We start from the raw sequence: 22,264 nt of genomic DNA, 5'->3' as shown, positions 1-22,264 counted from the left end.
CCCCCCCCCCCCCCGCCCCCCCCCCCCCCCCCCCCCCCCCCCCCCCCCCCCCCCCCCCCCCCCCCCCCCCCCCCCCCGCCGCGTCAGCCCGTCTGCTCGACGGGCGTCACGTCTATATCGAGCTTCTGCGTGCCGCGCAGCACCGCGATCTTCACCGGCCTGTCGATGCGCGATGCGTCCAGCGTGCGCTGCAAACTGTCGACGCTATCGATGGCGACGTCATCCACCGCGACGATCCGATCGCCTGTGCGCAGGCCGCCGAGCGCGGCCGGACTGCCTTTGACGATCTCCATCACATGCACGCCGCTTGCCGACGGAAGCGCGAAAAAGCGCTGCACGCGCCGCGAGATCGGCGTCGTCGTACCCGCCACGCCGATATACGCGCGCCGCACGCGCCCGTACGCGAAGATCTGCATGATGACCCACTTCGCCGTATCGATCGCGGTCGCGAACGAGATGGCCTGCGCGCCGGCGATGATCGCGGTGTTCACGCCGATCACCTGGCCTGCCGAATTGATGAGCGGCCCGCCCGAGTTGCCGGGATTGAGCGCGGCATCGGTCTGGATGACGTCATAGATCATGCGGCCCGAAGTCGAGCGCAGCGTTCGGCCGAGCGCGGAGACGACGCCCGTCGTGACGGTCTGCGCGAGCCCGAGCGGATTGCCTACCGCGATCGCGATCTGTCCTACGCGAAGGCGGCCCGAGTCGCCCAGTTCGACATGCGGCAGCGGCTCCGGCGAGCCGATGCGCAGCACCGCGAGATCGCTTGCGGGATCGTCGCCGACGAGATCGGCGTCGAAGCGCGTGCCATCGGCGAGCGTAACGACGATATGCGTCGCGCCGTGCACGACGTGACTATTGGTCAGCAGATAGCCGTCGGGCGTGAAGATGAATCCCGAGCCCGTGCCGCCGACACTGCGTCGCGCGCCGCGCGCGTCGGCCAGTTGACGTTCGACGGAAATGAACACGACTGCTTGCTGCACGCGCTCCAGCGCGCCGATGACGGTGCGCGAATAGGCGTCGAGCAGGGCCCCATCGTCGATAGCGTCGATGGGGTCGAGCGGGGTGGAGGGCGCGGCGTCCTGCGCCCCGCGCGCAAGATCGTCGATGAATTGAGGCCGGCTTCCCATGTTCCTTGAACTCCCGATGTCTGGATGCGGACATGCGGGTCGCCGGAGCCGATTTCAAGAGATAGTTGCGTTTGCAAGTAGTTTCATCGGACCCAGCGCTTCGACGACCTCGCGCTGTGCGTCGTCGCGAACGAAGAGCGAGCCGGCGAATCCGAGCGCATTCACCGCGACGCCCTCGACATGCGATACGCTGCGCGGAACCGCGAGCATCCATCGACGCGTGACGAGCAGGTTATAAGGCGCGCTTTGATGTTCGACGCCCATGACATCGAGCGGTTGCACGCCGATCGCGTTCAGCAGTTGCAGATAGGTTGCGTGCACGTTGGCGATGCTGTCATCGTCGAGCCATGCGGCTGCGTGCGCGAACGCGAGTTGCGGCACGCGAAAGATGCCGCTCGTGCGCGCCGCTTCGATGGCCGCTTCGATCGGCAATGCCTGACCATCGAGCGGCAGCGGCACCATCTGCAGATGCTTGTGCGGCTGGCTCGATCCGGCGATGCTGCCGCCGTTATAGAAGCCGAGTGCATCGAAACGATCGAGGCAGGCAAAGAGCGCGGCGAAGTCGTCCTCGCTGATGAGCGTCTCTTGCGGCTCGAAGTCCGTCGTCACGATCAGCAGATGATGCGCGAGCACGTTGAACTTGTTGAGCAACAGAAAATGCCGCTCGCCGATATCGCCGACACGCAGCGCTTCCTCGCATGGCGAGAATGGATCGCGCCATGCGCTCGCGGCATCGGCGGCGGACTTTGCCGCGAGTTTCGATGCCTGCTCCTTGCGCGCGATATTAGCGGCCTGTCGTACGAGAAAGCGCACGCCGCCATCTTCGATCATGCTTTGCGCGGTATCGAACGAACGCAGTGCGCCGCATGCGAGTGCGCGTTCGGTTTGCATGATTACGTCCTGCCACGAAGGGGTGTTCATGTGCGTCATGCTGCTCCTTTTCCGAATGCGAATCGTTCGAACGAATCCGGAGATACTCGCATAAGCGTGCGCTGCCTGCATGGTGATACCCAAGCACGGTGAATTGCCTCGTGCGTGTTGAAAAGCGTTCCTGTGCGCGTCGTCTATATTGGATTCATGACGCTCCGATATGGAGGTGCGAGATGAGGCGCATCTATTTTCTGCTGCCGAGTGTGGCGAGCGCGAAGGGGATCATCGACGAATTGCTGCTGAAGCGAATCGAATGGCGGCATATCCATGTGCTTGCGCGGCCTCATGAACCGCTGGAGGATTTGCCTCAAGCGACACTCGTTCAACGCACCGATCTCTTGCCTGCGCTTGCTCGCGGAACGGCTGCAGGAGGCGTGACGGGCGCGCTCGCCGGACTTGTTGCGATGGCATTTCCGCCTGCGGGTTTGACGATTGCCGGCGGCGCGGTCGTTTGCATGACGCTGGCGAGCATGGGCTTCGGCGCATGGGCCGCGACGATGATCGGCGTGGGCATTCCGAATACGCGTTTGCGGCGGTTCGAGCAGGCGATCGACGATGGCGAATTGCTGATGATGGTCGATGTGCCGAAGGATCGTGTCGAGGAGATCGAGGCGCTAGTGAAGAGTCATCATCCGGAGGCCGATGTCGAAGGGGCCGATCCTACGATTCCGGCTTTTCCTTGATTTTTTCGCTTCCGCCGGATCCCGTTTTATTAGTGGTCTATTAGCACAGGGGCAGTGCTAATAGACCGACACGAATACGGGATCCAGCGACACCTCCCGAACAAACGAACAAAAACCCAAAGCCAAAAACCGCAACCATATTGATGCGATAAGATCACATCCCTGGAACCGCTCAACCCCAGCCAGAACGCACAAAGAAACGAGCGTTCACAAACCCAGGAAGAAAAACCGATGCGCCGTGTGGTCTTCAATCAAAAGGGTGGCGTAGGCAAGTCCACCATCGTCTGCAATCTCGCCGCGATCAGCGCTTCCCGGGGCCTGCGCACACTCGTCATCGACCTCGATCCGCAGGGCAATGCAAGCCAGTACCTGCTAGGCGAACAAGCCCGCGATGCACAGCCGAATCTCGCAAGCTTCTTCGAATCCGCATTGAGCTATAGCTTTCGCGAACCGGCGTTCGAGTCCTTCATTCATACAACGCCATTCGAGAATCTCGACATCGTGCCGTCGCATCCGAATCTCGAAGCGCTGCAAAGCAAGCTCGAATCGCGCTACAAGATCTATAAGCTGCGTGACGCATTGAAGGGACTGCAACACTACGACGCCGTCTATATCGACACGCCGCCCGCGCTCAACTTCTTCACGCGCTCCGCATTGATCGCCGTGGAGCGCTGTCTGATTCCATTCGATTGCGACGACTTCTCGCGCCGCGCGCTCTATTCGGTGCTCGATAACGTGCAGGAGATCCGCCACGATCACAATCCGGATCTGAGCGTCGAAGGCATCGTCATCAATCAGTTCCAGCCGCGCGCAAGCCTGCCCCAGCAACTCGTCGACGAACTACGCGGCGAAGATTTGCCTGTGCTCAATTCGCATCTGTCGCTCTCCGTGAAAATCCGCGAGAGCCATCAGCACGCGCGGCCGATGATCTATCTCGAACCGCGTCACAAGCTCGCGCAGGAATACGTCGCGCTGCACGAGGAACTGAACGGCTGACGCGCCGCACTACACGAGAGCGCGGGTAAGTCGGGAATAAATCGGCATCACGCACGTTCTTGCAGAAGACAGGCGCAATCCGTCGCGCCTTCTTTTTCGCCAGAACATGAATATGACCACCGTTCCATCGCAGGCTTCGCACGGGTCTCTCACGGCGACTTCGTCCGGGGCGCCTCCATCGACAGAAAGTCTTTCCGGCATGGTCGCGTTCGTGCGCGCCGCCGAGTCGGGCAGCTTCGTCGCGGCAGGGCGCGCGCTCGGATTGTCGGCTTCGGCAGTAGGCAAGAGCGTGATGCGGCTCGAAGCGAAGCTCGGCGTGCAACTGCTCAATCGCACGACGCGCAGGATCGGCCTCACGCACGAAGGCGCACGTTTCTTCGCGCGCTGCAAACGCATGCTCGCCGATCTCGAAGAAGCAGAGAACGAGCTGTTCCATTCGACGTCGTCGCCGCGCGGACGCCTGCGCATCAGCGCGCCGTCGCTCGGCACGCGGCTATTGATGCCGCTCGTGCCGGACTTCAGGCGGCGCTATCCGGACATCGAACTGGATATCGAATTCAGCGATCGCGTAGTCGATGTCACGCAGGAAGGGTATGACGCGGTGATCCGCACAGGGCGTCTCGCCGATTCGCAATTGCTCGCGCGCCCGCTCACGCAATACGGTCCGGTCGTGATTGGCTCGCCCGCATACTTCGCGGGTCATGGCGAGCCCGCGACGCCCGGCGATCTCGATGGCCATGCGTGCATCCGCTTCCGTTCTCCGGCGAGCGGCCGTCCCGAGCCCTGGCGTTTCGCGCGTGACGATCACACGTTCGCAATCGATCCGCACGCGACGCTCACGTTCAACGACATGGAAGCCGTGCTCGCAGCCTGCATCTCCGGATTGGGGCTCGCGTGCGTGCCGGATTTCGTCGCGAAGAGCGCGATGGACGGCGGCATGCTGCGCGCGGTGCTCGGCGCACACATGCGTACGGAAGGCGTGTTTCAGATTCTATGGCCGCCGAGCCGTCACGAAGCGCCGCGCTTGCGCGCGTTCATCGATCACGTCGCGCAACGTCTGGGCGGCCTGCCGTCGCACGAAGTGCGGTTTCGCGCGGCTTGAAGTTCAGCTTTTCTTCGTGGTCTTCGCGACGAACGGCGCCGGTGCGTGCGCGACTTTCTCGCTGCCGCACTTCGGGCATTTGAGTTGCACCGTTGCATGCTCGACGATGTGCTCCGCGTGCTCGAAGGTCTCGCCGCAATCCTGACAACGGTATTGATAAGTCGGCATGGCATCCTCCCGCGCGCGACCGGTGATCCGGCGCAAGGCACGCCGGTTCCACTCATTCTAGTTCAGCATTCGCGCGTGAAAATCAGTTGACGACGCGGCGCACGAGCGGCGTTTCCGGCGTCGGATAGCCGGCTTGCCTGAACGTTTCGATGATCGCGCGATTGGTGTCGAAATAGACCTGCCAATAGTCGTTGGTATTGGTGTAAGGCCGCACGCACAGAAGCGGTCCTTCCGGCGTGAACGACAGCACTTCGACATCGGGCGGCGGCGTGGTCGCCACGTTCGGTATCTTCGCGACGGCTTCCTTCAGACGCGCGATGGCATCGAGCGGATCGACGCCATTCGCGATCTTCGCGCTCAGTTCGACGCGCCGATGCGGCAGCAAGCTGAAATTCCAGATCGTGTCGGAGAAGATCTTGTTGTTGCCGATGATGGCCGCGACGTTGTCGGGCGTCGTGATGGTCGTGCCGAAAAGACCAAGCTCAGTGACGGTGCCGGTCACGCCGCCCGCGGTCACGAAATCGCCCACTTTGAAGGGCCGCAACACCTGCATGAACACGCCTGCCGCGAAGTGCGCGAGCAGCCCGCCCCATGCCGTGCCGATAGCGAGACCGAGACCCGCGAGCAACGCCGCGAAAGACGTCGTCTGCACGCCAAAAATCTGCAGAATCGCGAGTACGAGCAGCAGATTGAGAATGACGCCGACGATGGAGCCGAGATAATGCGCGAGCGTGGGATCGACGCGGCCGTTGCGCGAAAGAAGCTTGCGCATCGTGCTCGTGACGAGACCGATCAGCCAGCGCCCGATGATCCACAGCGCGATCGCGCCGATCACCATGATCGCGAAATCGACGCCGCGCGTCATGATGAATACACGTACGGTTTCGATGTTCATGTCTTTCTCGTGCGTGGTAATTCGTCGGAGAACACGTCGAGCCGGGAAAACATGCCGCACAGGCCACACGAGTTATAGGCGATGCACCGCGTCATCGCAAGAATTACAGGAATGTTTAGTGCTGTCGGAAGGATCGACCGCTCGTTGCACTATCCATCAGGTCCATTCTGCCTCGTCGGCATTCTGATCGGGCAGGGTCAATCCCGACGCGGGCAACGGCAGCGCGGTTTTATAGCGCACCTGTTTGAGCGCAAAGCTCGAACGAATGTTGGAAACGCCTGGCATCTTCGTGAGCCGTTCCAGGATGAAGCGCTCCAGCGCGGCGACGTCGGGCAATACGACGCGCAACAGGTAATCGGCATCGCCCGTCATCAGATAACACTCCATCACTTCGGGCCGCTCGCTGATCGCTTGCTCGAAACGGGCAAGCGCATCCTTGATCTGCTTTTCCAGACTGACCTGAATGAAGACGTTGATGGAAAGCCCGAGCGCTTCCGGATTCAGCAAGGTGACGTGCTGCTTGAAAAGGCCCGCCTTCTCCAGCGCGCGCACGCGGTTGAAGCAGGGCGTCGGCGAAAGATTGACGGCGCGGGCGAGTTCCGAATTGGTGATGCGCGCGTTTTGCTGTAGCTCATTCAATATGCCGATGTCGATGCGGTCGAGGCGCTGCTTCGAGTGTGCTGTCATAGTCGAAAGATTCCGGTTTTTGGCGTTTCCGAAGAATAAACACACTACAGCAAAGCGAGAAGGCAGCCAAATGAGATGCACATTCTGCGCATCAATGGATATGCTTGAGCGTATTCTCTAGCCAACGCGGAGTCGCGCCATGACGGACTTGTCGAGCGGTACCACCCAGCTTCTTTCCATTGCCAAGGGACGCGAGGACATCGATCCCGGCGAGACCGCCGAATGGCTGGAGGCGCTCGATGCGGTCGTCGAACACGTAGGCAAGGATCGCGCGCAGTATCTTTTCGACCGGCTCGCGGAGCACGCGCTGTCGGTGGGCGTCGAATCGGCGCGGGCGCGCGCGACGCCTTATGCGAATACGATTCCCGTGGCGCAGCAACAGCCTTATCCCGGCAATCTCGACATCGAGGAAAAGCTCGCCGCGGTGTTGCGCTGGAATGCACTCGCGATGGTCGTGCGCGCGAATCGGGCTTATGGCGAACTCGGCGGCCATATCGCAAGTTATGCATCGGCGGCGGATCTTTTCGAGGTCGGCTTCAATCACTTCTTTAAAGCCGCGAATGAAACGCATGGCGGCGATATCGTCTACTTTCAGCCGCATTCGTCGCCGGGCGTCTATGCGCGCGCCTTTCTCGAAGGCTTTCTCGGTGAAGAACATCTGAAGCATTATCGGCGCGAGATCGCGGGACCGGGCTTGTGCTCTTATCCGCATCCCTGGCTGATGCCGGATTTCTGGCAGTTCCCCACTGGGTCGATGGGCATCGGTCCTATCAATTCCATTTATCAGGCGCGCTTCATGCGCTATTTGCAGAACCGCAATCTCAGGAACACGGAAGGCCGCAAGGTCTGGGGCTTCTTCGGCGATGGCGAAATGGACGAGCCGGAATCGATCGGCGCGCTGTCGCTCGCAGCGCGCGAGCAGCTCGATAACCTCGTGTTCGTCATCAACTGCAATCTGCAGCGGCTCGATGGCCCTGTGCGCAGCAACGGGCGCATCGTCGATGAACTCGAAGCGCAATTCACCGGCGCGGGCTGGAACGTCATCAAGGTCTTGTGGGGCTCGGACTGGGACGCGCTGTTCGCGCGCGATCGCTCCAATGCATTGCTGCGCGCATTTGCGCATACCGTCGACGGCCAATTCCAGACTTTCTCGGCGAATGACGGCCGCTATAACCGCGAGCGCTTCTTCGGGCAGAATCCGGAACTCGCGGCGCTCGTCGCGCATATGTCGGATGAAGATATCGACCGTTTGCGCCGTGGCGGTCACGACGTGCGCAAGCTCCACGCCGCTTATGCGAAGGCGCTTTCGCACAAGGGCCAGCCGACGGTGATTCTCGCGAAGACGATGAAGGGCTTCGGCATGGGCGCGGTGGGGCAGGGCCGCATGACGACGCATCAACAGAAGAAGCTCGATCTCGACGATCTCAAGCAGTTCCGCGATCGTTTCCGCCTGCCGCTCTCCGATAACGATGTCGAGCAGCTCAAGTTCTACAAGCCCGCGGATGACGCGCCCGAAATGCGCTATCTGCACGAGCGTCGTGCGGCGTTGGGCGGTTATCTGCCGCGACGTCGCGCGAAGGCTTCGCTTGGCATCACGCCGCCCGCGCTCGCTACGTGGGGCCAGTTCGCGCTCGACGCATCAGCGAAGGAAATGTCCACGACGATGGCTTTCGTCCGCATGCTCGGCAGCTTGCTGAAGGACAAGACGCTCGGACCGCGCGTCGTCCCTGTGGTCGCGGACGAGGCGCGCACGTTCGGCATGGCGAATCTCTTCAGGCAAGTGGGCATCTATTCGCCGCTCGGCCAGTTATACGAGCCGGAAGACATGGGCTCGATGCTCTATTACCGCGAGGACACGCGCGGGCAGATTCTCGAAGAAGGCATTTCGGAGGCGGGCGCGGTGTCGTCGTGGATCGCGGCGGCGACTTCATACAGCGTGCACGATCTGCCGATGCTGCCGTTCTACATCTATTACTCGATGTTCGGTTTTCAGCGCATCGGCGATCTGATTTTCGCGGCCGCGGATCAGCGTTCGCGTGGTTTTCTCATCGGCGCGACGGCGGGCCGCACGACGCTCGGCGGCGAAGGCTTGCAGCATCAGGACGGCACGAGCCATCTCTCTGCATCGACGGTTCCGAACTGCCGCGCTTACGATCCCGCGTTCGCGTACGAAGTCGCGGCTATCGTCGATGAAGGCATGCAGGAGATGATGGAACGCCAGAACGACGTGTTCTATTACATCACGGTGACGAATGAAAACTACGCGCAGCCTTCCGCGCCCGGCAGTGCGCTGAATGCGTCCACGCGCGAAGGCATTTTGCGCGGCATCTATCGCATCGGCGGCGATGCCAATGCGCAAGTGCAATTGCTCGGCTCGGGCGCGATCCTCAACGAAGCGATCGCCGCGCGCACGATGCTCAAAGACGACTGGAACATCAACGCCGCCGTGTGGAGCGTGACGAGCTTCACGGAGCTTCATCGCGATGGCGCGTCATGCGAGCGCGCGGCGCGCCTCTCCGACGACGATGCGAGCGTGCCCTTCGTCACGCGCGCGCTCGAATCATCGCGCGGGCCGGTGATCGCGGCGACGGACTATGTGCGCGCGGTGCCCGAACTGATTCGCGCGTATGTGCCGCGCCGTTACGTCACGCTCGGCACCGATGGCTTCGGCCGCAGCGATACGCGTCAATCGTTGCGTGAGTTCTTCGAAGTGGATCGCGTATCGATCGTCATCGCCGCGCTGAAATCGCTCGTGGACGAAGGCGTCATCGAGAAGCAGTCGTTGAAGGCCGCGCGTGAAAAATACGGCAAGACGCAGGAATCGCACGACGCGCCCTGGCTGCGCTAAACATCCTTGCGGGCCGCATCGAGCAACTCGCGCACTTCGTCGTCGCTCGTCTGATCGAAGTCGATGTAGAACTGCCCGACGCCGAAGTATCGACGCGGCCGCATCACGCAGACGAATTCATCGACGATATCTTCCACGCGCGCTTCCGAATCGAGCGGCGCAACGGGCAGCGCCGCGACGATCTTCGACGGGCGCGCATGACGCAAGGACATCGCCGCGGCCTTCATCGTTGCGCCGGTCGCCATGCCGTCATCGACGACGATCGCCACGCGTCCGTTCATATCGAGCGGCGGCATGTCGCCGCGATACAGCGCCTCGCGCCGCTCGAGCTCGGCGCGCTCCATCGCGATCACGCGATCGAGTTCGTCTTTCCCGACGCCTGCATATTCCACGATGCGCTCGTCGAGAAAGAACGCATCGCCGGATGCGATCGCGCCCATCGCGAGTTCCGGCTGCACCGGCACGCCGAGCTTGCGCACGACGAGCACATCGAGCCGTGCGCGCAATGCACGTGCGACTTCGTATGCCACGGGCACGCCGCCGCGCGGCAATGCGAGCACGGTGACGTCGTCACGGTCCGCATACGCGCCGAGATGCTGCGCGAGCTCGCGGCCCGCTTCCCTACGGTTCTCGAACACTGAGTTCATGTCGCTCGTCCTTTCAGTCCCGATGTCTTGCGATGAAACGCGTCGCGCCTTCGAGACCTTCATCGAACACCGCGCGATATCCGCTCGCGCCTTCGCGCTGCAAGGCGCGGCCCAGGTCGGCATCGAATGCGTTGTCGTGCGCGGAGCATAAGTCGGCGCGCAACGCGGCCTGCGGCAGCGCGGCCAGTTCGCATGCGAGCGCTTCGGCGACATTGCGCGCTTCGCCCGCCGGCGCAATGCGATTCGCAAGGCCGATAGCGAGCGCTTCGTCAGAATCGACGGCGCGGCCAGTGAGGATCAGATCGAGCGCGCGCGACATGCCGATGAGACGCGGCAGCCGTATCGTGCCGCCATCGATGAGCGGCACGCCGACGCGTCTGCAGAACACGCCCAGCACCGCGTGTTCCTCGACGACGCGCAGGTCGCACCACGCGGCAAGCTCGAGTCCGCCCGCGACCGCATGACCGGCGATGGCGGCGATCACGGGTTTGTGCAGCGTGAGCCGCGTCGGTCCCATCGGGCCGGGGCCGCTGCCGTCGGCATGGATCTCGTTGCGGCGCGCGTCATCGTTGAGTGCGGACAGATCAGCGCCCGCGCAGAACGTGCCGCCCGCGCCCCATAGCACGGCGACGGATAACGCATCGTCGGCATCGAAGCGCTCGAACGCCTCTCGCAATGCGTCGGCCATGGAACGATCGACGGCATTGCGACGCGCGGGCCGATCGAGCACGACCGTGACGACACGCGGATCGCGCTCATGCGATTCCATGCGTACGTGCTCGCCAAATCGTTCGATGCGTGAGGTCATGGCCACTCCGTTTTGCACGCGACCAGTCTTCAGAATACTCGCCGCGCAACGCGAACGTGCATCGCATCGCGTGCTTGCGATAAGCCTACGACGTCCCTTCGCATCGAAATATTTGGCTCTTGCGCGGTGCATTCAATGCGATCCAACGGGGCACTGCACCAAGATAGGGCGCACCGAAAAAGTTAGCGTCGCGGCCTGTTGCACCATGCCAATCCGCGCTGCGCAAAGCGTCTGCACCGTTTGGATGCCGTCTGCGCCAAGTTGGCCCGGAACTTGCAAAACGTGCGCCTCTTTCAGACCAATCTCTCGAATCATGCAGGCACTCCAATCCGGAACCGACACTCTTTTTCTGCTGTTAGGCGCCGCGATGGTGCTTGCGATGCACGCAGGTTTCGCCTTTCTCGAACTCGGAACCGTCCGCCGCGAGAATCAAGTGAATGCGCTCGTGAAGATCCTCGTGGACTTCGCCGTGTCGACGCTTGCGTACTTCTTCATCGGCTACAACATCGCGTACGGCGTGCAGTTCATGCACAGCGCCGATATCCTCGCGCAGCACAACGGCTATGCGCTCGTGCGCTTCTTCTTTCTGCTGACCTTCGCCGCGGCGATTCCGGCGATCGTGTCGGGCGGCATTGCGGAGCGCTCCAAGTTCAATCCGCAACTGTTCGCGACCTGCGTGATCGTCGGCTTCATTTATCCCTTACTGGAAGGCGTCGCGTGGAACGAGCGTTTCGGCATTCAGGCGTGGCTGACGCACGCGTTCGGCGCGCCGTTTCATGATTTCGCCGGCTCGGTCGTCGTGCATGCGTTCGGCGGCTGGGTCGCGTTGCCCGCCGTGCTGCTGCTCGGGCCGCGTCACGGGCGTTATCACAAGGACGGGCGCATCGCCGCGCATCCGCCGTCGAGCATTCCGTTTCTCGCGCTCGGCGCGTGGGTGCTTGCGGTCGGCTGGTTCGGCTTCAATGTGATGAGCGCGCAGACCGTCGACAAGATCAGCGGCCTCGTCGCCGTCAACTCGCTGATGGCGATGGTCGGCGGCACGCTCGCCGCGTGGTTCGCGGGCCGCAACGATCCGGGCTTCACGTATAACGGGCCGCTCGCGGGTCTCGTCGCGGTATGCGCGGGCTCGGACCTCATGCATCCGCTCGGCGCGCTGATCGTCGGCGCGGTCGCGGGCGTGCTTTTCGTACAGATGTTCACCTGCGTGCAGAACCGCTGGCGCATCGACGACGTGCTCGGCGTGTGGCCGCTGCACGGCATGTGCGGCGCGTGGGGTGGCATCGCGGCGGGCGTGTTCGGGCAGAAGGCGTTCGGCGGCATCGGCGGTGTATCGATCGGGTCGCAGCTCATCGGCACGGCGGGCGCCGTCGTGCTCGCGCTCGCGGGCGGTGCGCTCGTGTATGGCGCCATCAAGATGACAGTGGGCCTGCGGCTCGATCGCGAAGAAGAGTTCAATGGCGCCGATCTCGCGATTCATCGCATATCCGCGACGCCCGATCGCGAATTGGCCGGCTGAAGCCGACGCTCGCGCCGGGTCCACAAGCCCTGCGACGAGTGGCCAGGCATGCGCCTGGCTAAATGAGAAGAAAGGCCGCCGGCGACCGATGCGCTCGCCGCGTTTAAAGAGAATGCCGGCGTTTTCTTCATTCTTCATACCGCTCCGACTCCTCGCCGGTTACGATATGCCGGTCGACTTCCTCGGAGACGCAACGCTTGGACTCCACAGAGACCGCGACATTCGATCTGCCGCTGCCTGCCCGCCATTTCGCATCGATGCGCAAGGTGCTGCTGCTCGTATTGGGCGCATCCATCGTCATTCCGGTCGCGTGCCTTTGCATCTACGGCTACTACGATCATCAGCGCCGCTTCGCCGATGCGCGGGAACTCACGGAACGCCTCACGCGCGTCGCCGACGAGCACGCGCTGAAAGTGATCGACCTCAATCAGCAACTGGAGACGCGCATCGTCGATCTGCTCGGCGATAGCGACGACGCGCTCATCAAGAGCCGCGAAGCGGAGCTGCATCGCACGCTCGACGACATGAGCGGCACGCTCGCGCAAATCGCGGCGATCTCCGTGTTCGGCGAGAAAGGCGCGCTGCTCGCCAATAGCCGCTGGTATCCCGCGCCCGCGATATCGATCGAGGATCGCGACGATTTTCAGTCCGCGCGTGCGGTGGCGCCCGTCACGTACTTTTCGTTGCCCTTGCGCGGCAAGGTGGCGCGCTCGGATGTCTTCACGACGACGATGGGACGCATCGGCCGAAACGGGAAGTTTCTGGGCGTCGTGTCGATTGCGTTGAAGCGCGACTACCTCACCGATTTTTATCGCGAACTCGCGGCGGGCGACAAGGCGGTCGTCATCGGGCTTTATCGGCGCGACGGCAATATCCTCGCGCGCTTTCCGGCCGCCATGGAGAGCAGGCAACCCGCGACCAATACACCCTTTACCGCCGCGTTTCGCAACAACGAGCTTTACGGCAGCATGCGTCTTCGTTCGACCGTCGATCACGTCGATCGCTTGCTCGCGTTCAGACGCGTGGGCGACTATCCGCTCTATGTGTCGACGGGCTATGCGGCCTCCGCTGTTCTCGCTCGCTGGCGCAATCACCTTGCGCTCGTCGCGACGATCGCGCTCGTGCCGTGCATCGCGGTGTGGCTGCTGATCCTGTTCTCGATCCGCCGGCTCAATGCCGAGCAGGCCGCATGGGAACGCTGGCAGGCCGAAGTCGCGACGCGCCTTTCCGTCGAGGCGTCGAGCCGGCAATTGCGGCGCATGGGCGCGCTCGGCAATCTCGTCGCGAACGTCGCGCACGACTTCAACAATCTGCTGATGGTCGTCGGCTCGAACATGGAGCTTGCCCGACACAAGCGCTTCAACGACGTCGAAAGCGAAGTGCTCGCGGTGGAACGTGCCACGGCCGGGGCCGAATCGCTCGCGCGGCGGCTGATGAGCGTCGCGCGCAAGCAGCCGCTGAAACGCGAGCTCGTCGATCCCGCCGACTGGCTGCGAAGCGTGCTCGATCTCGTGAAGAAATCGGTGCATCCGTCCGTCGCGGTGACGCTGGAGTTATCGCCCGATCTGTGGCGCGTCATGGCCGATCGGGTCGAACTGGAGATCGCGCTCGTGAACGTCGCGGTGAATGCGAGCGATGCGATGCCGCACGGCGGGCGCGTGCTGATCCGTTGCCAGAACGCGCGCGTGCGCGGCGCGGAAACGGATATTCCCGATGGCGAATACGTGCTCGTCTCGATCACCGACAACGGCGAAGGCATGACCGAGCAAGTGCAGCGCCGCGCGTTCGAGCCGCTCTTCACGACGAAGCAGCGCGGCGCAGGCACGGGCCTCGGCCTCACGCAGGTGCTCGCCGCGTGCGAGCAGGCGGGCGGCACGGCGCGCATCACGAGCGTGGCGGGATCGGGCACGACCGTGCGCCTCTATTTGCCGCGCCATCATGGTCCGGCACCGAAGGAATCGAAGGCCTATGTGCCGCCCGATGTCGAGACGCCGCCGATCGTGCCCGTATCCGATGAAGAAGACGAGCCGTTGCGCGGCACGTCGGTGCTGCTCGTGGAAGACAACGCGGATGTCGCGGCGGGCGTGACGGCGGTGCTCGAAGTGCTCGGCTGCGCGGTGCATCACGAAGAAAGCGCCGATGCCGCGTTCGCGCTATTGGGCGAAGGTTATGGATTCGATCTCGTGTTGTCGGATGTGCAGATGCCGGGCCGCATGAACGGCATCGATCTGGCCGAGCAGATCATGTCGCGTTTGCCATCGCAGAAGCTCGTGCTGATGACGGGTTATGCCGATGAACTCGAACGCGCGAAGCATCTCGGCGTGCCCATTCTCGCGAAGCCATTCGACATGGACGATCTGCTCGATCTCATCGCGCCGGGCGTGCCGCATTGATCGCGACAGGCGCGTGCCGTGATGCCGCTACTTGCGCACGGCACGCGCGCCGACGAGCGGATTGAACGCCGCGCGCTTCGGCTCGGCTTCTTCTTCCGTGTTCTTCTTCGCGGCGCGCGCCTTCGCGCGCGGCGGCGATGGGTCGCCGCCCAGTTGAGTCAGGAGATCTTCGTCGTCCTCGGCTTGCGCTTCGTCCTGTTGCATCTCGCGCGCGCCGCCCGCGAGATGTTCGACCACGGAGATGAAGTCCTTGCGTGCGTTCTTCAACGCACGTCCCGGCATCATCACGAGCACGACGGCTTCGTGCACCGTATGGCCATCGACGGTTTGCAGCGTGCCATCTTCGTTCCAGTCGATGCTGCTATTCGCGTAAGCCGCGACGACGTGATGCAGCACCGCAGGCGACATGACGCCCGCATCGTAAAGCCCGACGATCTGCTTTTCCGCGAGCGCGAAGAGACCTGGCGCGCCGCGTGCCGACTTTCGCGCGGCCATTTATTTCGCGGCGGGCGCGACCCGCCACACCGTATTGCCGATATCGTCGGCGACGAGCAATGCGCCTTTGCCATCGATCGCCACGCCGACAGGACGGCCGAGCGCATGACCATCCGACGACAGAAAGCCCGTCAGAATATCTTCGGGCGGTCCTGAAGGCTTGCCATTGTCGAAGGGCACGAAGATCACCTTGTAGCCACTTCTCGGCTTGCGATTCCACGAACCATGTTGACCGATGAACGCGCCATTTCGATAGCGTTGCGCAAATGCGGTGCCGTCATAAAACGCGAGACCGAGCGAAGCGGTGTGCGCGCCGATCGCATAGTCCGGCGCGATCGCCGATTGCACGAGATCCGCGCGTTGCGGCTTCACGCGATCATCGACATGCTGACCGTAATAGCTGTATGGCCAGCCATAGAAAGCGCCGTCTTTCACGGAGGTCAGATAGTCCGGCACGAGGTCGTTGCCGAGTTCGTCGCGCTCGTTGACCACGGTCCAGAGCGCGCCGCTCTGCGGCTGCCACGCCATGCCGTTCGGATTGCGCAAGCCCGTCGCGAAGAGGCGCGACTGCTTCGATTCGATATCGACTTCCATGATCGCCGCGCGGCCGTTCTCCGCGTCGATGCCGTTCTCCGCCACATTGCTGTTCGAGCCGACCGTCACGTAGAGCTTCCTTCCGTCGCGGCTCGCGATGATGTTCTTCGTCCAGTGATGGTTGATATCGCCGGCAGGCAAGTCGATGAACTTCTCGCCCGGCGTCGCGATTTGCGTCGTGCCGTTTTCGTACCTGAAGCGCAGGATCGCGTCGGTATCCGCGACGTAGAGATCGTCGCCGACGAGCGCCATGCCGAACGGCGAATGCAGCTTGTCGATGAACACGCTGCGCGTTTCAGCGATTCCGTCGCCATCGGCATCGCGCAGCAGCAAGATGCGGTCCGGGCTTGGAACGGCCGCGCCCGCGCGCTTCATCACCTTCTTCATGACGAAGCCTTTGATGCCGGCGTTTTCGTCGTGCTTCGCGGGCGCATTGCTTTCGGCGACGAGCACGTCGCCATTGGGCAGCGTCGCAAGCCAGCGCGGATGTTCGAGCCCCGTGCCGAACGCGGTCACATCGAAACCCTCGGGCGCGATGGGTTTTTGTCCCTGCGCCCAAGGTTTGGCAGGCGCGATGTTCACCGTCGGCATCATCGCTCTGCGCGGTGCGGGCAGCGTCGGGTTCGGGCCAAAGTCGTTCGCGTAATCGTCGGCGATGGCCGCGCCGCTCGCGAGCAACAACGCGAGCGCGACCGTGCCTGCCAGATGGCTCGGATGCGTTTTCAAACGTGACTCCTGAAACGTCGATTCAACCGCCGCCGATGCCTTGCGTCACCTTGCCCGTTCCGCCGCACGTCTTGCAGTCGGCGCCTTCGAGCTTGCCCGAGCCGTTGCAGTCCGGACAGATGTCTTCGCCGGTACCGGGCGCGCCGGGCTCGGCTTCATCGCCGGGATTGAGAGGAGGTTCTTGCACCATTGCTGTCTCCTTTGAGCGGGTCGCATCGTCTTTTAGAGGGAGCAAGAGACGTTCCTCGTGACGTTGCGAAGCGTCCGCGTAATGCGGACGTCCGTTCTGGTACGCGCGATGCTCGCACTATCGTGCGGCGCAAGCCGCGGCTTTCAACCTACGCGATGACTTAGCCAGGAGGGCTTCATGAGCGGAAATCAAAAGCAAACGGGCAATCAGCCATCGACGCCCAAGCAGCACGGCCAGCAAGACCGGTCGCCGGGGCAACCGCAACAGGATCAGCAGAGCGGTCAGCAGCAGCAGAATCAGCCGTTGCCACAGCATCAGGGCGGTCAGCGGCAACCCTGATCTTCATGGAGAAGCGGTAGCCACGCAACGCGCGCGGCCCCGTTTCGACGAGGCCGCGCGGACGTTTCAGGGCTTGCGTCCGAACGCTTCGCGCAAGCGTTTTTTCGCGCGTTCCAGCGTGCTCTTGCGCGACTTCGGCAGATTGCGCCCCGCGCGATTGATGTAGAAGTTCAGCATCGACATTGCTGATTGAAACGGCGAGCCCTTGCGGCGGGTGCTGCGCGTCGACGAGCGCTTGAGCGAATCGGCGATCTCCTGCGCGTTGCCGGTCTTGAAGATGTCGCGCTGAATATCCATTGCATCGCTCGTTTCCATCACATGATGCGACCAGCGATGCGTCGTGCGCTCCGGCTTCTTGCGGACGCTCGCAAGCGAATGCCGCTGGCGCGTGCTGGGCCGCTTGCCGCTATTCTTCTTTTTCGCTGCTGACTTTGCGCTCGTTGTCATAGTCATTCCCTCAACGCTATTTCCGATGACGCGCGACGAGCCGATGTGCATCGCGCAACGCTTCGACGATTGCCTTGTATGCACGCTCGCGTGTCTCCGGATCGGGCGCGCGCAACGCGAACGAAGGATGATAGGTCGCGACGATCGCATGTCCCTCGTGTTCGAGCGCGTGCCCCATCGAGGCCTGCAGGGTCGCCTTCGAATCGCGCAACACGGACTTGAGCGCAGTCGAGCCGAGCGCGACGATCACTTCCGGCGCAACATCGCCTGTCTCGCGATCGAGCCAGTAATGGCAGGCATCGATCTCGCGCTGCGCAGGCGTCTTGTGCAGACGCCGCTTGCCGCGCGGTTCCCACTTGAAGTGCTTGACCGCGTTCGTTACATACACCTCCTTGCGCGCGACGCCCGCTTCTTCGAGCGCGCGATCGAGCATCGCGCCGGCAGGCCCGACGAACGGCTTGCCCTGCAAGTCTTCCTGATCGCCCGGCTGCTCGCCGACGATCATGATCGGCGCATGACGCGGACCGTTGCCCGGCACCGCTTGCGTCGCGTGTTCCCAGAGCGCGCAACGCCGGCATTCGTCGAGCGATGCGGGCGTCTGTTGCGGGACGATATCGGCGCGTTTCGTGGCCATGTTCGCGCGCTCAGGCGTTGGCGATGCGACGTGCGTCTTCGAGCGTGAGCGGCTCGCGCATCGCTTCGGCGAGACGGCACACGGCGGCGTCGTGTTCGCACGCGACCACCGCGCCCACGCGTCCATCCTTCATCAGATACGCGATGAAATGCTGCGCTTCGAGATCGCCGTCTATTTCGATGCTGTCGGGCTCGCTGACATGTCCAAGATAGTCGAAGGTCTTCTCGTAGTGATAGGTCCAGAAGTAAGGAACGCCGACATACGTGCGTGCGCTGCCCGCCATGTTGTACGCGGCGACGCGCGCATGTTGCTGCGCGACACGCCAATGCTCGATGCGCACGCGCTGGTCCGAGCGCGGCAACGGAAAGCGCGCGATATCGCCGGCGGCATAGAGCGCGGGCGCGGCGAGCATGGACGTGTCCACATCGATGCCGCCATCGTCCGCGAGCTCGACATCCGCAAGAAACGACGTGGCGGGATCGACGCCCGTGCCCGCGAGCACGACATCGGCTGCGATCTTCTCGCCGGAATCGAGGATCACTTCGCTCACCGCGTTGCCGCCCCTCAATGTGCTTACGCGTGCATTCATATGAAACGTCACGCCGTTCTTCTCGTGCAGCTTTCTGAACATCTCGCCGATGCGCTCGCCGAATTGCTTCGCGAACGGCACCTTGCCCGGCGCGACGATGGTCACGTCGACGTTTCGCTTCCTCAGACATGAAGCCGCCTCGAGCCCGATGAAACTCGCCCCGACGATCACCGCGCGCTTGTGCTGTTCGAGCGATCCGAGGATCGCACGCGCATCGTCGCGAGTGCGCAGCAGATGTACATGCGCGAGGTTTGCGCCGGGCGTCGTGAGCGGCTTCGGCACGCCCCCGGTGCAGACGAGCGCGGCGTCGTAATCGATTTTGTGTCCGTTTGCGAGTTCGACGCGCCGGTTCTTCGCGTCGAGATGAACGGCAGGCGATTCGTTGCGTTCGATGTCGTGCTTCGCGAAGAAGTCGTCGTCGAGCAGGGGCGGAACGTCGTCGGGTGGCATGTCGCCCGCGAGCGTGAACTTGCTGAGCGAGGTGCGATCGTACGGCTCGCGCGCGTCGCCGCCGACCAACACGATGCGTCCGCCGAAACCGGCTTCGCGCAACGCCGAACAAGCGGCCGCGCCCGCCGCGCCCGCGCCCACGATGAGCATGGTCCGGCTATCGTTGGTCTGCTTCTGCGATACGTCGCCGCTCTCCATGGGTTGCGCGGACACATACACATCGCCGTCCTTGAGCATCGCTTCATAGCGCGTCAACGCCTTCAAAGGCGGCGGCTCGACGAGACTGCCGTCGCCGACATCGAACGTGCCTTTGTGCCACGGACACACGATGCGTCCGTTGCAAATCGCGCCTTCGTCGAGCGGCCCGCCCGCATGCGGGCATTTGGCGGTGTACGCGCGCACATTCTCTCCGTCGCGCACGAGGAGGATCGGAATGTCCTTCGCGTCCTTGTCTTCGCTCTTGACGCACACGCGCGTGCCGCGCCCGGCGGACAGATCCGCGAAACGCGCGACTTTATGCAGGGTGGGGGGCATCGCACTCTCCGGTGGTCATCGAATGAGCGGGAAGCAATAAACGGTCCTCGACGCTCATGCGACGCCATGGCGCACGGCATTCGACGCCACGCATCAAGCGCGACAAGTTGTCCGGGAAAGAACGTTGACGGCTCTCAACCACGATTCCGGCCGCGTTCGTTAGCATCGCTAGCCAACTAATTCGAAAGCTAGAGCCAGTCGATGTCAAACATGTTGAAGAAGTCGTTGTTAGCGGTCGCGGGGGTCGTCATTGCAGGATATCTGGGCATGTCGGGTTATGCGTATCTGCACGACACGGCGTATGCGAGCAAGGCCGCAGAAGGGCCGGTGTCGTCGGCGCAAGCGGGTTCCATTCGCAACGTGCTGAACCGCAACGCATGCTATTACTGCCATTCGACGAAGGCCGAATTGCCGTCGTATTCGACATGGCCTGGCATCGCGCAGTTATCGAAGCATGACGTCGAGAAAGGGCTGCGTCATTTCCGTATCGACGCGCTGTACAACGCTCTCGAAGACGGCACGCCCGCGCCTGAAGCCGATATCGCCAAGCTCGAAACAGTCGTGAAAGACGGCACGATGCCGCCCGCTGCGTTCCGCGCCGTGCACTGGAGCACGGGCCTGACGCAGGATGATCGCGATATGCTGCTCGAATGGATCGCCGATGTCCGCAAAGCGAACTATGCGACGCACGGCGTAAGCGACGAATTCGCGAACGAGCCGGTGCAGCCCTTGCCGGCATCGCTGACCGTCGATGCGCGCAAGGTCGCGCTCGGCATGCGCCTGTTCCATGATCCGCGCCTGTCGTCTGACAATTCGATCTCGTGTGCGAGCTGTCATGGCCTCGGAACCGGCGGCGTCGACAACCGCAAGCTATCGCTCGGCGTGGGCGGTCAACTCGGCGGCGTGAACGCGCCGACCGTATTCAACGCGGCGCTGAATCACGCGCAGTTCTGGGACGGACGTGCCGCGACGCTGCAGGATCAGGCGGGCGGGCCGCCGCTGAATCCGGTCGAGATGGCTTCGGTTTCGTGGGATCAGATCATCGGGAAGCTGAACAAGGATGCGGAGTTCACGCGCGCCTTCACGAGTGTGTATGAACGCGGCTGGTCGGGCGACGACATCACGGACGCCATCGCCGAATTCGAAAAGACCTTGCTCACGCCGAGCCGTTTCGACGCCTATCTTCGCGGCGACAAGACCGCACTCAACGAGCAGGAATTGCACGGCTATCAGCTATTCAAGGCGAACCGTTGCGCGACCTGTCACGTCGGCGCGAATCTCGGCGGCCAGTCGTATGAACGGATGGGACTCGCCGGCGATTACTTCGCGGCGCGCGGCGTTGCATTGACGGATGCGGACAAAGGCCGCGCGAACGTGACACGCGATCCGGGCGATCTGCATCGCTTCAAGGTTCCGGGACTGCGCAACGTTGCGCTGACCGCGCCGTATTTCCACGACGGCAACGTGAACGACCTGCATCAGGCGGTTCGCGACATGGCGAAGTACGAAGCGGGAACGAAGCTATCGGAAGCGGATGTCGAGTCGATCGTCGCGTTCCTCAAGGCACTCACGGGAACCTATACGCCGCTGGCGGCGAGCACGCAGTAAGCCGCACCCGCGCCGCGCGCAGCAACGAATCAAAGCGCCTCGGTCACCGCACGCAGGAACTGCCGCGTGCGCTCATGCTGCGGTGCGCTGAAGAACTGCTGCGGCGGCGCCTGTTCGATGATCTTGCCTTGCGAGAAGAAACACACGCGATCGGCGAACTCTTTCGCGAAGCCCATCTGGTGCGTGACCATCAGCATCGTCAGGTTGTGTTCTTCGCCGAGACGGCGAATCACGTTGAGCACTTCGCCGCATAGTTCGGGATCGAGCGCGGATGTCACTTCGTCGAACAGCATGATCTTCGGCCGCATGGCGAGCGCTCGCGCAATCGCGACGCGCTGCTGCTGTCCCCCCGACAATTGCGACGGGTAATGCTCGCACTTCTCCGCGAGGCCGACGAGCGACAGCAGTTCGCGCGCGCGCTCGGTCGCTTCCTTCTTCGACAATCCGAGCACGCTCATTGGCGCTTCGATCGTATTCGCGAGCGCGGTCATGTGTGGAAAGAGATTGAAGCTCTGAAACACCATGCCGATCTTGCTGCGAACCTGACGAATATGCCGCGGCGATGCGGGCACGAGCTTGCCGCCGCGCATTTCGTGCGTGAGCGGCTGCCCGTCCACTTCGATGACGCCATCGGTCAGCGGATCGAGCGTCATCAGTACGCGCAATAGCGTGGACTTGCCCGAGCCGCTCGGCCCGATGATCGCCACCTTCTCGTTCGGCGCGACATCGAGATCGAGGCCGTCGAGCACGGTCAGCGCGCCGTAGCGTTTGGTGACGTTGCGAAAGCGCACCATCGGCGTGTTCGCGCTGGCGTCGGCTGCGCGGCCGAGCGCGGGGTCGAAATCCCGTTTCATC

At 62.9% G+C, this 22,264-nt stretch carries 22 protein-coding genes; 8 read left to right on the top strand and 14 right to left on the bottom strand.

What is annotated here, in order from left to right; all coding sequences use genetic code 11:
• Positions 1-83: 83 nt before the first annotated feature.
• Together NCS67_RS18050 and NCS67_RS18045 are read right to left on the bottom strand one after the other, a co-directional pair.
• Positions 84-1,130, bottom strand: a complete 1,047-nt coding sequence (locus tag NCS67_RS18050) for a S1C family serine protease (protein ID WP_008352997.1) — start codon at positions 1,128-1,130, stop codon at positions 84-86.
• A gap of 54 nt (positions 1,131-1,184) precedes the next feature.
• Complete coding sequence (locus NCS67_RS18045) at positions 1,185-2,060, bottom strand: ATP adenylyltransferase family protein (protein ID WP_250435975.1); 876 nt, start codon at positions 2,058-2,060, stop codon at positions 1,185-1,187.
• Positions 2,061-2,233: 173 nt separating this feature from the next.
• Here NCS67_RS18045 and NCS67_RS18040 point away from each other — a divergent pair, with 173 nt between their 5' ends.
• The 3 genes from NCS67_RS18040 to NCS67_RS18030 all read left to right on the top strand — a co-directional run bounded on the left by NCS67_RS18040 (position 2,234) and on the right by NCS67_RS18030 (position 4,841).
• Complete coding sequence (locus NCS67_RS18040; RefSeq protein ID WP_175979480.1) at positions 2,234-2,743, top strand: DUF1269 domain-containing protein; 510 nt, start codon at positions 2,234-2,236, stop codon at positions 2,741-2,743.
• 231 nt (positions 2,744-2,974) lie between these two features.
• The gene (locus NCS67_RS18035) at positions 2,975-3,739 is read left to right on the top strand and encodes a ParA family protein (RefSeq protein ID WP_250435974.1); all 765 of its coding nucleotides are present in this window, start codon (positions 2,975-2,977) and stop codon (positions 3,737-3,739) included.
• Positions 3,740-3,938: 199 nt separating this feature from the next.
• Positions 3,939-4,841 carry a LysR family transcriptional regulator gene (locus NCS67_RS18030; RefSeq protein ID WP_008353003.1) on the top strand — a complete coding sequence of 301 codons (903 nt, stop codon included), beginning with the start codon at positions 3,939-3,941 and terminating at the stop codon, positions 4,839-4,841.
• 3 nt (positions 4,842-4,844) lie between these two features.
• On the opposite strand, the gene NCS67_RS18025 is transcribed toward NCS67_RS18030, so the two are convergent.
• From NCS67_RS18025 to NCS67_RS18015, 3 genes are all read right to left on the bottom strand, one after another.
• A complete protein-coding gene (locus tag NCS67_RS18025; protein WP_008353004.1) occupies positions 4,845-5,009 on the bottom strand; it encodes an FmdB family zinc ribbon protein in 165 nt (54 codons plus the stop codon).
• An 82-nt stretch (positions 5,010-5,091) separates the two neighbouring features.
• On the bottom strand, positions 5,092-5,904 hold the full coding sequence (locus NCS67_RS18020; RefSeq protein WP_250435972.1) for a mechanosensitive ion channel family protein: 813 nt from the start codon (positions 5,902-5,904) through the stop codon (positions 5,092-5,094).
• A gap of 156 nt (positions 5,905-6,060) precedes the next feature.
• Positions 6,061-6,591 (bottom strand): Lrp/AsnC family transcriptional regulator, encoded by a 531-nt coding sequence (locus tag NCS67_RS18015; RefSeq protein ID WP_008353006.1) that lies wholly within the window; start codon positions 6,589-6,591, stop codon positions 6,061-6,063.
• A 139-nt stretch (positions 6,592-6,730) separates the two neighbouring features.
• Between NCS67_RS18015 and mdeB the strand changes: the two genes are divergently transcribed.
• The gene (gene mdeB / locus NCS67_RS18010; RefSeq protein ID WP_250435970.1) at positions 6,731-9,439 is read left to right on the top strand and encodes an alpha-ketoglutarate dehydrogenase; all 2,709 of its coding nucleotides are present in this window, start codon (positions 6,731-6,733) and stop codon (positions 9,437-9,439) included.
• On the opposite strand, the gene NCS67_RS18005 is transcribed toward mdeB, so the two are convergent.
• A complete protein-coding gene (locus NCS67_RS18005; RefSeq protein ID WP_250435968.1) occupies positions 9,436-10,086 on the bottom strand; it encodes a phosphoribosyltransferase in 651 nt (216 codons plus the stop codon). The genes mdeB and NCS67_RS18005 overlap by 4 nt on opposite strands.
• Before the next feature lie 13 nt (positions 10,087-10,099).
• Complete coding sequence (locus NCS67_RS18000; RefSeq protein WP_250435967.1) at positions 10,100-10,894, bottom strand: crotonase/enoyl-CoA hydratase family protein; 795 nt, start codon at positions 10,892-10,894, stop codon at positions 10,100-10,102.
• A 313-nt stretch (positions 10,895-11,207) separates the two neighbouring features.
• Between NCS67_RS18000 and NCS67_RS17995 the strand changes: the two genes are divergently transcribed.
• Both NCS67_RS17995 and NCS67_RS17990 read left to right on the top strand, forming a co-directional pair.
• Positions 11,208-12,410 (top strand): ammonium transporter, encoded by a 1,203-nt coding sequence (locus tag NCS67_RS17995; protein WP_250435965.1) that lies wholly within the window; start codon positions 11,208-11,210, stop codon positions 12,408-12,410.
• 197 nt (positions 12,411-12,607) lie between these two features.
• Complete coding sequence (locus tag NCS67_RS17990; RefSeq protein WP_250435963.1) at positions 12,608-14,803, top strand: hybrid sensor histidine kinase/response regulator family protein; 2,196 nt, start codon at positions 12,608-12,610, stop codon at positions 14,801-14,803.
• A gap of 27 nt (positions 14,804-14,830) precedes the next feature.
• Here NCS67_RS17990 and NCS67_RS17985 read toward each other — a convergent pair whose 3' ends face one another.
• The 3 genes from NCS67_RS17985 to NCS67_RS17975 are packed head-to-tail and all read right to left on the bottom strand — an operon-like array spanning position 14,831 to position 16,808.
• A complete protein-coding gene (locus NCS67_RS17985) occupies positions 14,831-15,298 on the bottom strand; it encodes a hypothetical protein (protein WP_175979473.1) in 468 nt (155 codons plus the stop codon).
• Positions 15,299-16,618: a PQQ-dependent sugar dehydrogenase gene (locus NCS67_RS17980; RefSeq protein ID WP_502801860.1), complete on the bottom strand. Its 1,320-nt coding sequence runs from the start codon at positions 16,616-16,618 to the stop codon at positions 15,299-15,301.
• Positions 16,619-16,640: 22 nt separating this feature from the next.
• Entirely contained in the window at positions 16,641-16,808 is a 168-nt protein-coding gene (locus NCS67_RS17975; RefSeq protein ID WP_250435961.1) for a hypothetical protein, read from the bottom strand.
• Positions 16,809-16,985: 177 nt separating this feature from the next.
• Between NCS67_RS17975 and NCS67_RS17970 the strand changes: the two genes are divergently transcribed.
• A complete protein-coding gene (locus NCS67_RS17970) occupies positions 16,986-17,147 on the top strand; it encodes a hypothetical protein (RefSeq protein WP_167561849.1) in 162 nt (53 codons plus the stop codon).
• A gap of 66 nt (positions 17,148-17,213) precedes the next feature.
• Here the strand turns inward: NCS67_RS17970 and NCS67_RS17965 are convergent, their stop codons facing one another.
• From NCS67_RS17965 to NCS67_RS17955, 3 genes are read right to left on the bottom strand one after another with little or no spacing between them, the layout of a single operon-like run.
• Positions 17,214-17,594, bottom strand: coding sequence for a DUF3175 domain-containing protein (locus tag NCS67_RS17965; protein ID WP_250435960.1), 381 nt, complete (start codon positions 17,592-17,594; stop codon positions 17,214-17,216).
• Between the two features lie 16 nt (positions 17,595-17,610).
• Positions 17,611-18,228, bottom strand: coding sequence for a UdgX family uracil-DNA binding protein (locus NCS67_RS17960; protein ID WP_250435958.1), 618 nt, complete (start codon positions 18,226-18,228; stop codon positions 17,611-17,613).
• A gap of 10 nt (positions 18,229-18,238) precedes the next feature.
• Positions 18,239-19,801: an FAD-dependent oxidoreductase gene (locus NCS67_RS17955; RefSeq protein WP_250435957.1), complete on the bottom strand. Its 1,563-nt coding sequence runs from the start codon at positions 19,799-19,801 to the stop codon at positions 18,239-18,241.
• Positions 19,802-20,002: 201 nt separating this feature from the next.
• On the opposite strand from NCS67_RS17955, the gene NCS67_RS17950 reads away from it, so the two are divergent.
• The gene (locus NCS67_RS17950; protein WP_250435956.1) at positions 20,003-21,409 is read left to right on the top strand and encodes a cytochrome c peroxidase; all 1,407 of its coding nucleotides are present in this window, start codon (positions 20,003-20,005) and stop codon (positions 21,407-21,409) included.
• Between the two features lie 29 nt (positions 21,410-21,438).
• On the opposite strand, the gene ehuA is transcribed toward NCS67_RS17950, so the two are convergent.
• Positions 21,439-22,263 carry an ectoine/hydroxyectoine ABC transporter ATP-binding protein EhuA gene (gene ehuA, locus NCS67_RS17945; protein WP_284504107.1) on the bottom strand — a complete coding sequence of 275 codons (825 nt, stop codon included), beginning with the start codon at positions 22,261-22,263 and terminating at the stop codon, positions 21,439-21,441.
• Between the last annotated feature and the right edge of the window lies 1 nt (position 22,264).

It is taken from the genome of Caballeronia sp. ATUFL_F2_KS9A (assembly GCF_023630765.1).
GTDB classification, from domain to species: Bacteria; Pseudomonadota; Gammaproteobacteria; order Burkholderiales; family Burkholderiaceae; genus Caballeronia; species Caballeronia zhejiangensis.
The sequence above is the reverse complement of the archived record's forward strand: the minus strand, read 5'-3'. Positions and strand labels throughout refer to the sequence as shown.

Bases quoted from the DNA above. Each gene is read 5' to 3' on its own strand.
- NCS67_RS18050 (WP_008352997.1), bottom strand. From the start codon at position 1,130: ATGGGAAGCCGGCCTCAATTCATCGACGATCTTGCGCGCGGGGCGCAG.
- NCS67_RS18045 (WP_250435975.1), bottom strand. From the start codon at position 2,060: ATGACGCACATGAACACCCCTTCGTGGCAGGACGTAATCATGCAAACC.
- NCS67_RS18040 (WP_175979480.1), top strand. From the start codon at position 2,234: ATGAGGCGCATCTATTTTCTGCTGCCGAGTGTGGCGAGCGCGAAGGGG.
- NCS67_RS18035 (WP_250435974.1), top strand. From the start codon at position 2,975: ATGCGCCGTGTGGTCTTCAATCAAAAGGGTGGCGTAGGCAAGTCCACC.
- NCS67_RS18030 (WP_008353003.1), top strand. From the start codon at position 3,939: ATGGTCGCGTTCGTGCGCGCCGCCGAGTCGGGCAGCTTCGTCGCGGCA.
- NCS67_RS18025 (WP_008353004.1), bottom strand. From the start codon at position 5,009: ATGCCGACTTATCAATACCGTTGTCAGGATTGCGGCGAGACCTTCGAG.
- NCS67_RS18020 (WP_250435972.1), bottom strand. From the start codon at position 5,904: ATGAACATCGAAACCGTACGTGTATTCATCATGACGCGCGGCGTCGAT.
- NCS67_RS18015 (WP_008353006.1), bottom strand. From the start codon at position 6,591: ATGACAGCACACTCGAAGCAGCGCCTCGACCGCATCGACATCGGCATA.
- mdeB (WP_250435970.1), top strand. From the start codon at position 6,731: ATGACGGACTTGTCGAGCGGTACCACCCAGCTTCTTTCCATTGCCAAG.
- NCS67_RS18005 (WP_250435968.1), bottom strand. From the start codon at position 10,086: ATGAACTCAGTGTTCGAGAACCGTAGGGAAGCGGGCCGCGAGCTCGCG.
- NCS67_RS18000 (WP_250435967.1), bottom strand. From the start codon at position 10,894: ATGACCTCACGCATCGAACGATTTGGCGAGCACGTACGCATGGAATCG.
- NCS67_RS17995 (WP_250435965.1), top strand. From the start codon at position 11,208: ATGCAGGCACTCCAATCCGGAACCGACACTCTTTTTCTGCTGTTAGGC.
- NCS67_RS17985 (WP_175979473.1), bottom strand. From the start codon at position 15,298: ATGGCCGCGCGAAAGTCGGCACGCGGCGCGCCAGGTCTCTTCGCGCTC.
- NCS67_RS17975 (WP_250435961.1), bottom strand. From the start codon at position 16,808: ATGGTGCAAGAACCTCCTCTCAATCCCGGCGATGAAGCCGAGCCCGGC.
- NCS67_RS17970 (WP_167561849.1), top strand. From the start codon at position 16,986: ATGAGCGGAAATCAAAAGCAAACGGGCAATCAGCCATCGACGCCCAAG.
- NCS67_RS17965 (WP_250435960.1), bottom strand. From the start codon at position 17,594: ATGACAACGAGCGCAAAGTCAGCAGCGAAAAAGAAGAATAGCGGCAAG.
- NCS67_RS17960 (WP_250435958.1), bottom strand. From the start codon at position 18,228: ATGGCCACGAAACGCGCCGATATCGTCCCGCAACAGACGCCCGCATCG.
- NCS67_RS17955 (WP_250435957.1), bottom strand. From the start codon at position 19,801: ATGCCCCCCACCCTGCATAAAGTCGCGCGTTTCGCGGATCTGTCCGCC.
- NCS67_RS17950 (WP_250435956.1), top strand. From the start codon at position 20,003: ATGTCAAACATGTTGAAGAAGTCGTTGTTAGCGGTCGCGGGGGTCGTC.
- ehuA (WP_284504107.1), bottom strand. From the start codon at position 22,263: ATGAAACGGGATTTCGACCCCGCGCTCGGCCGCGCAGCCGACGCCAGC.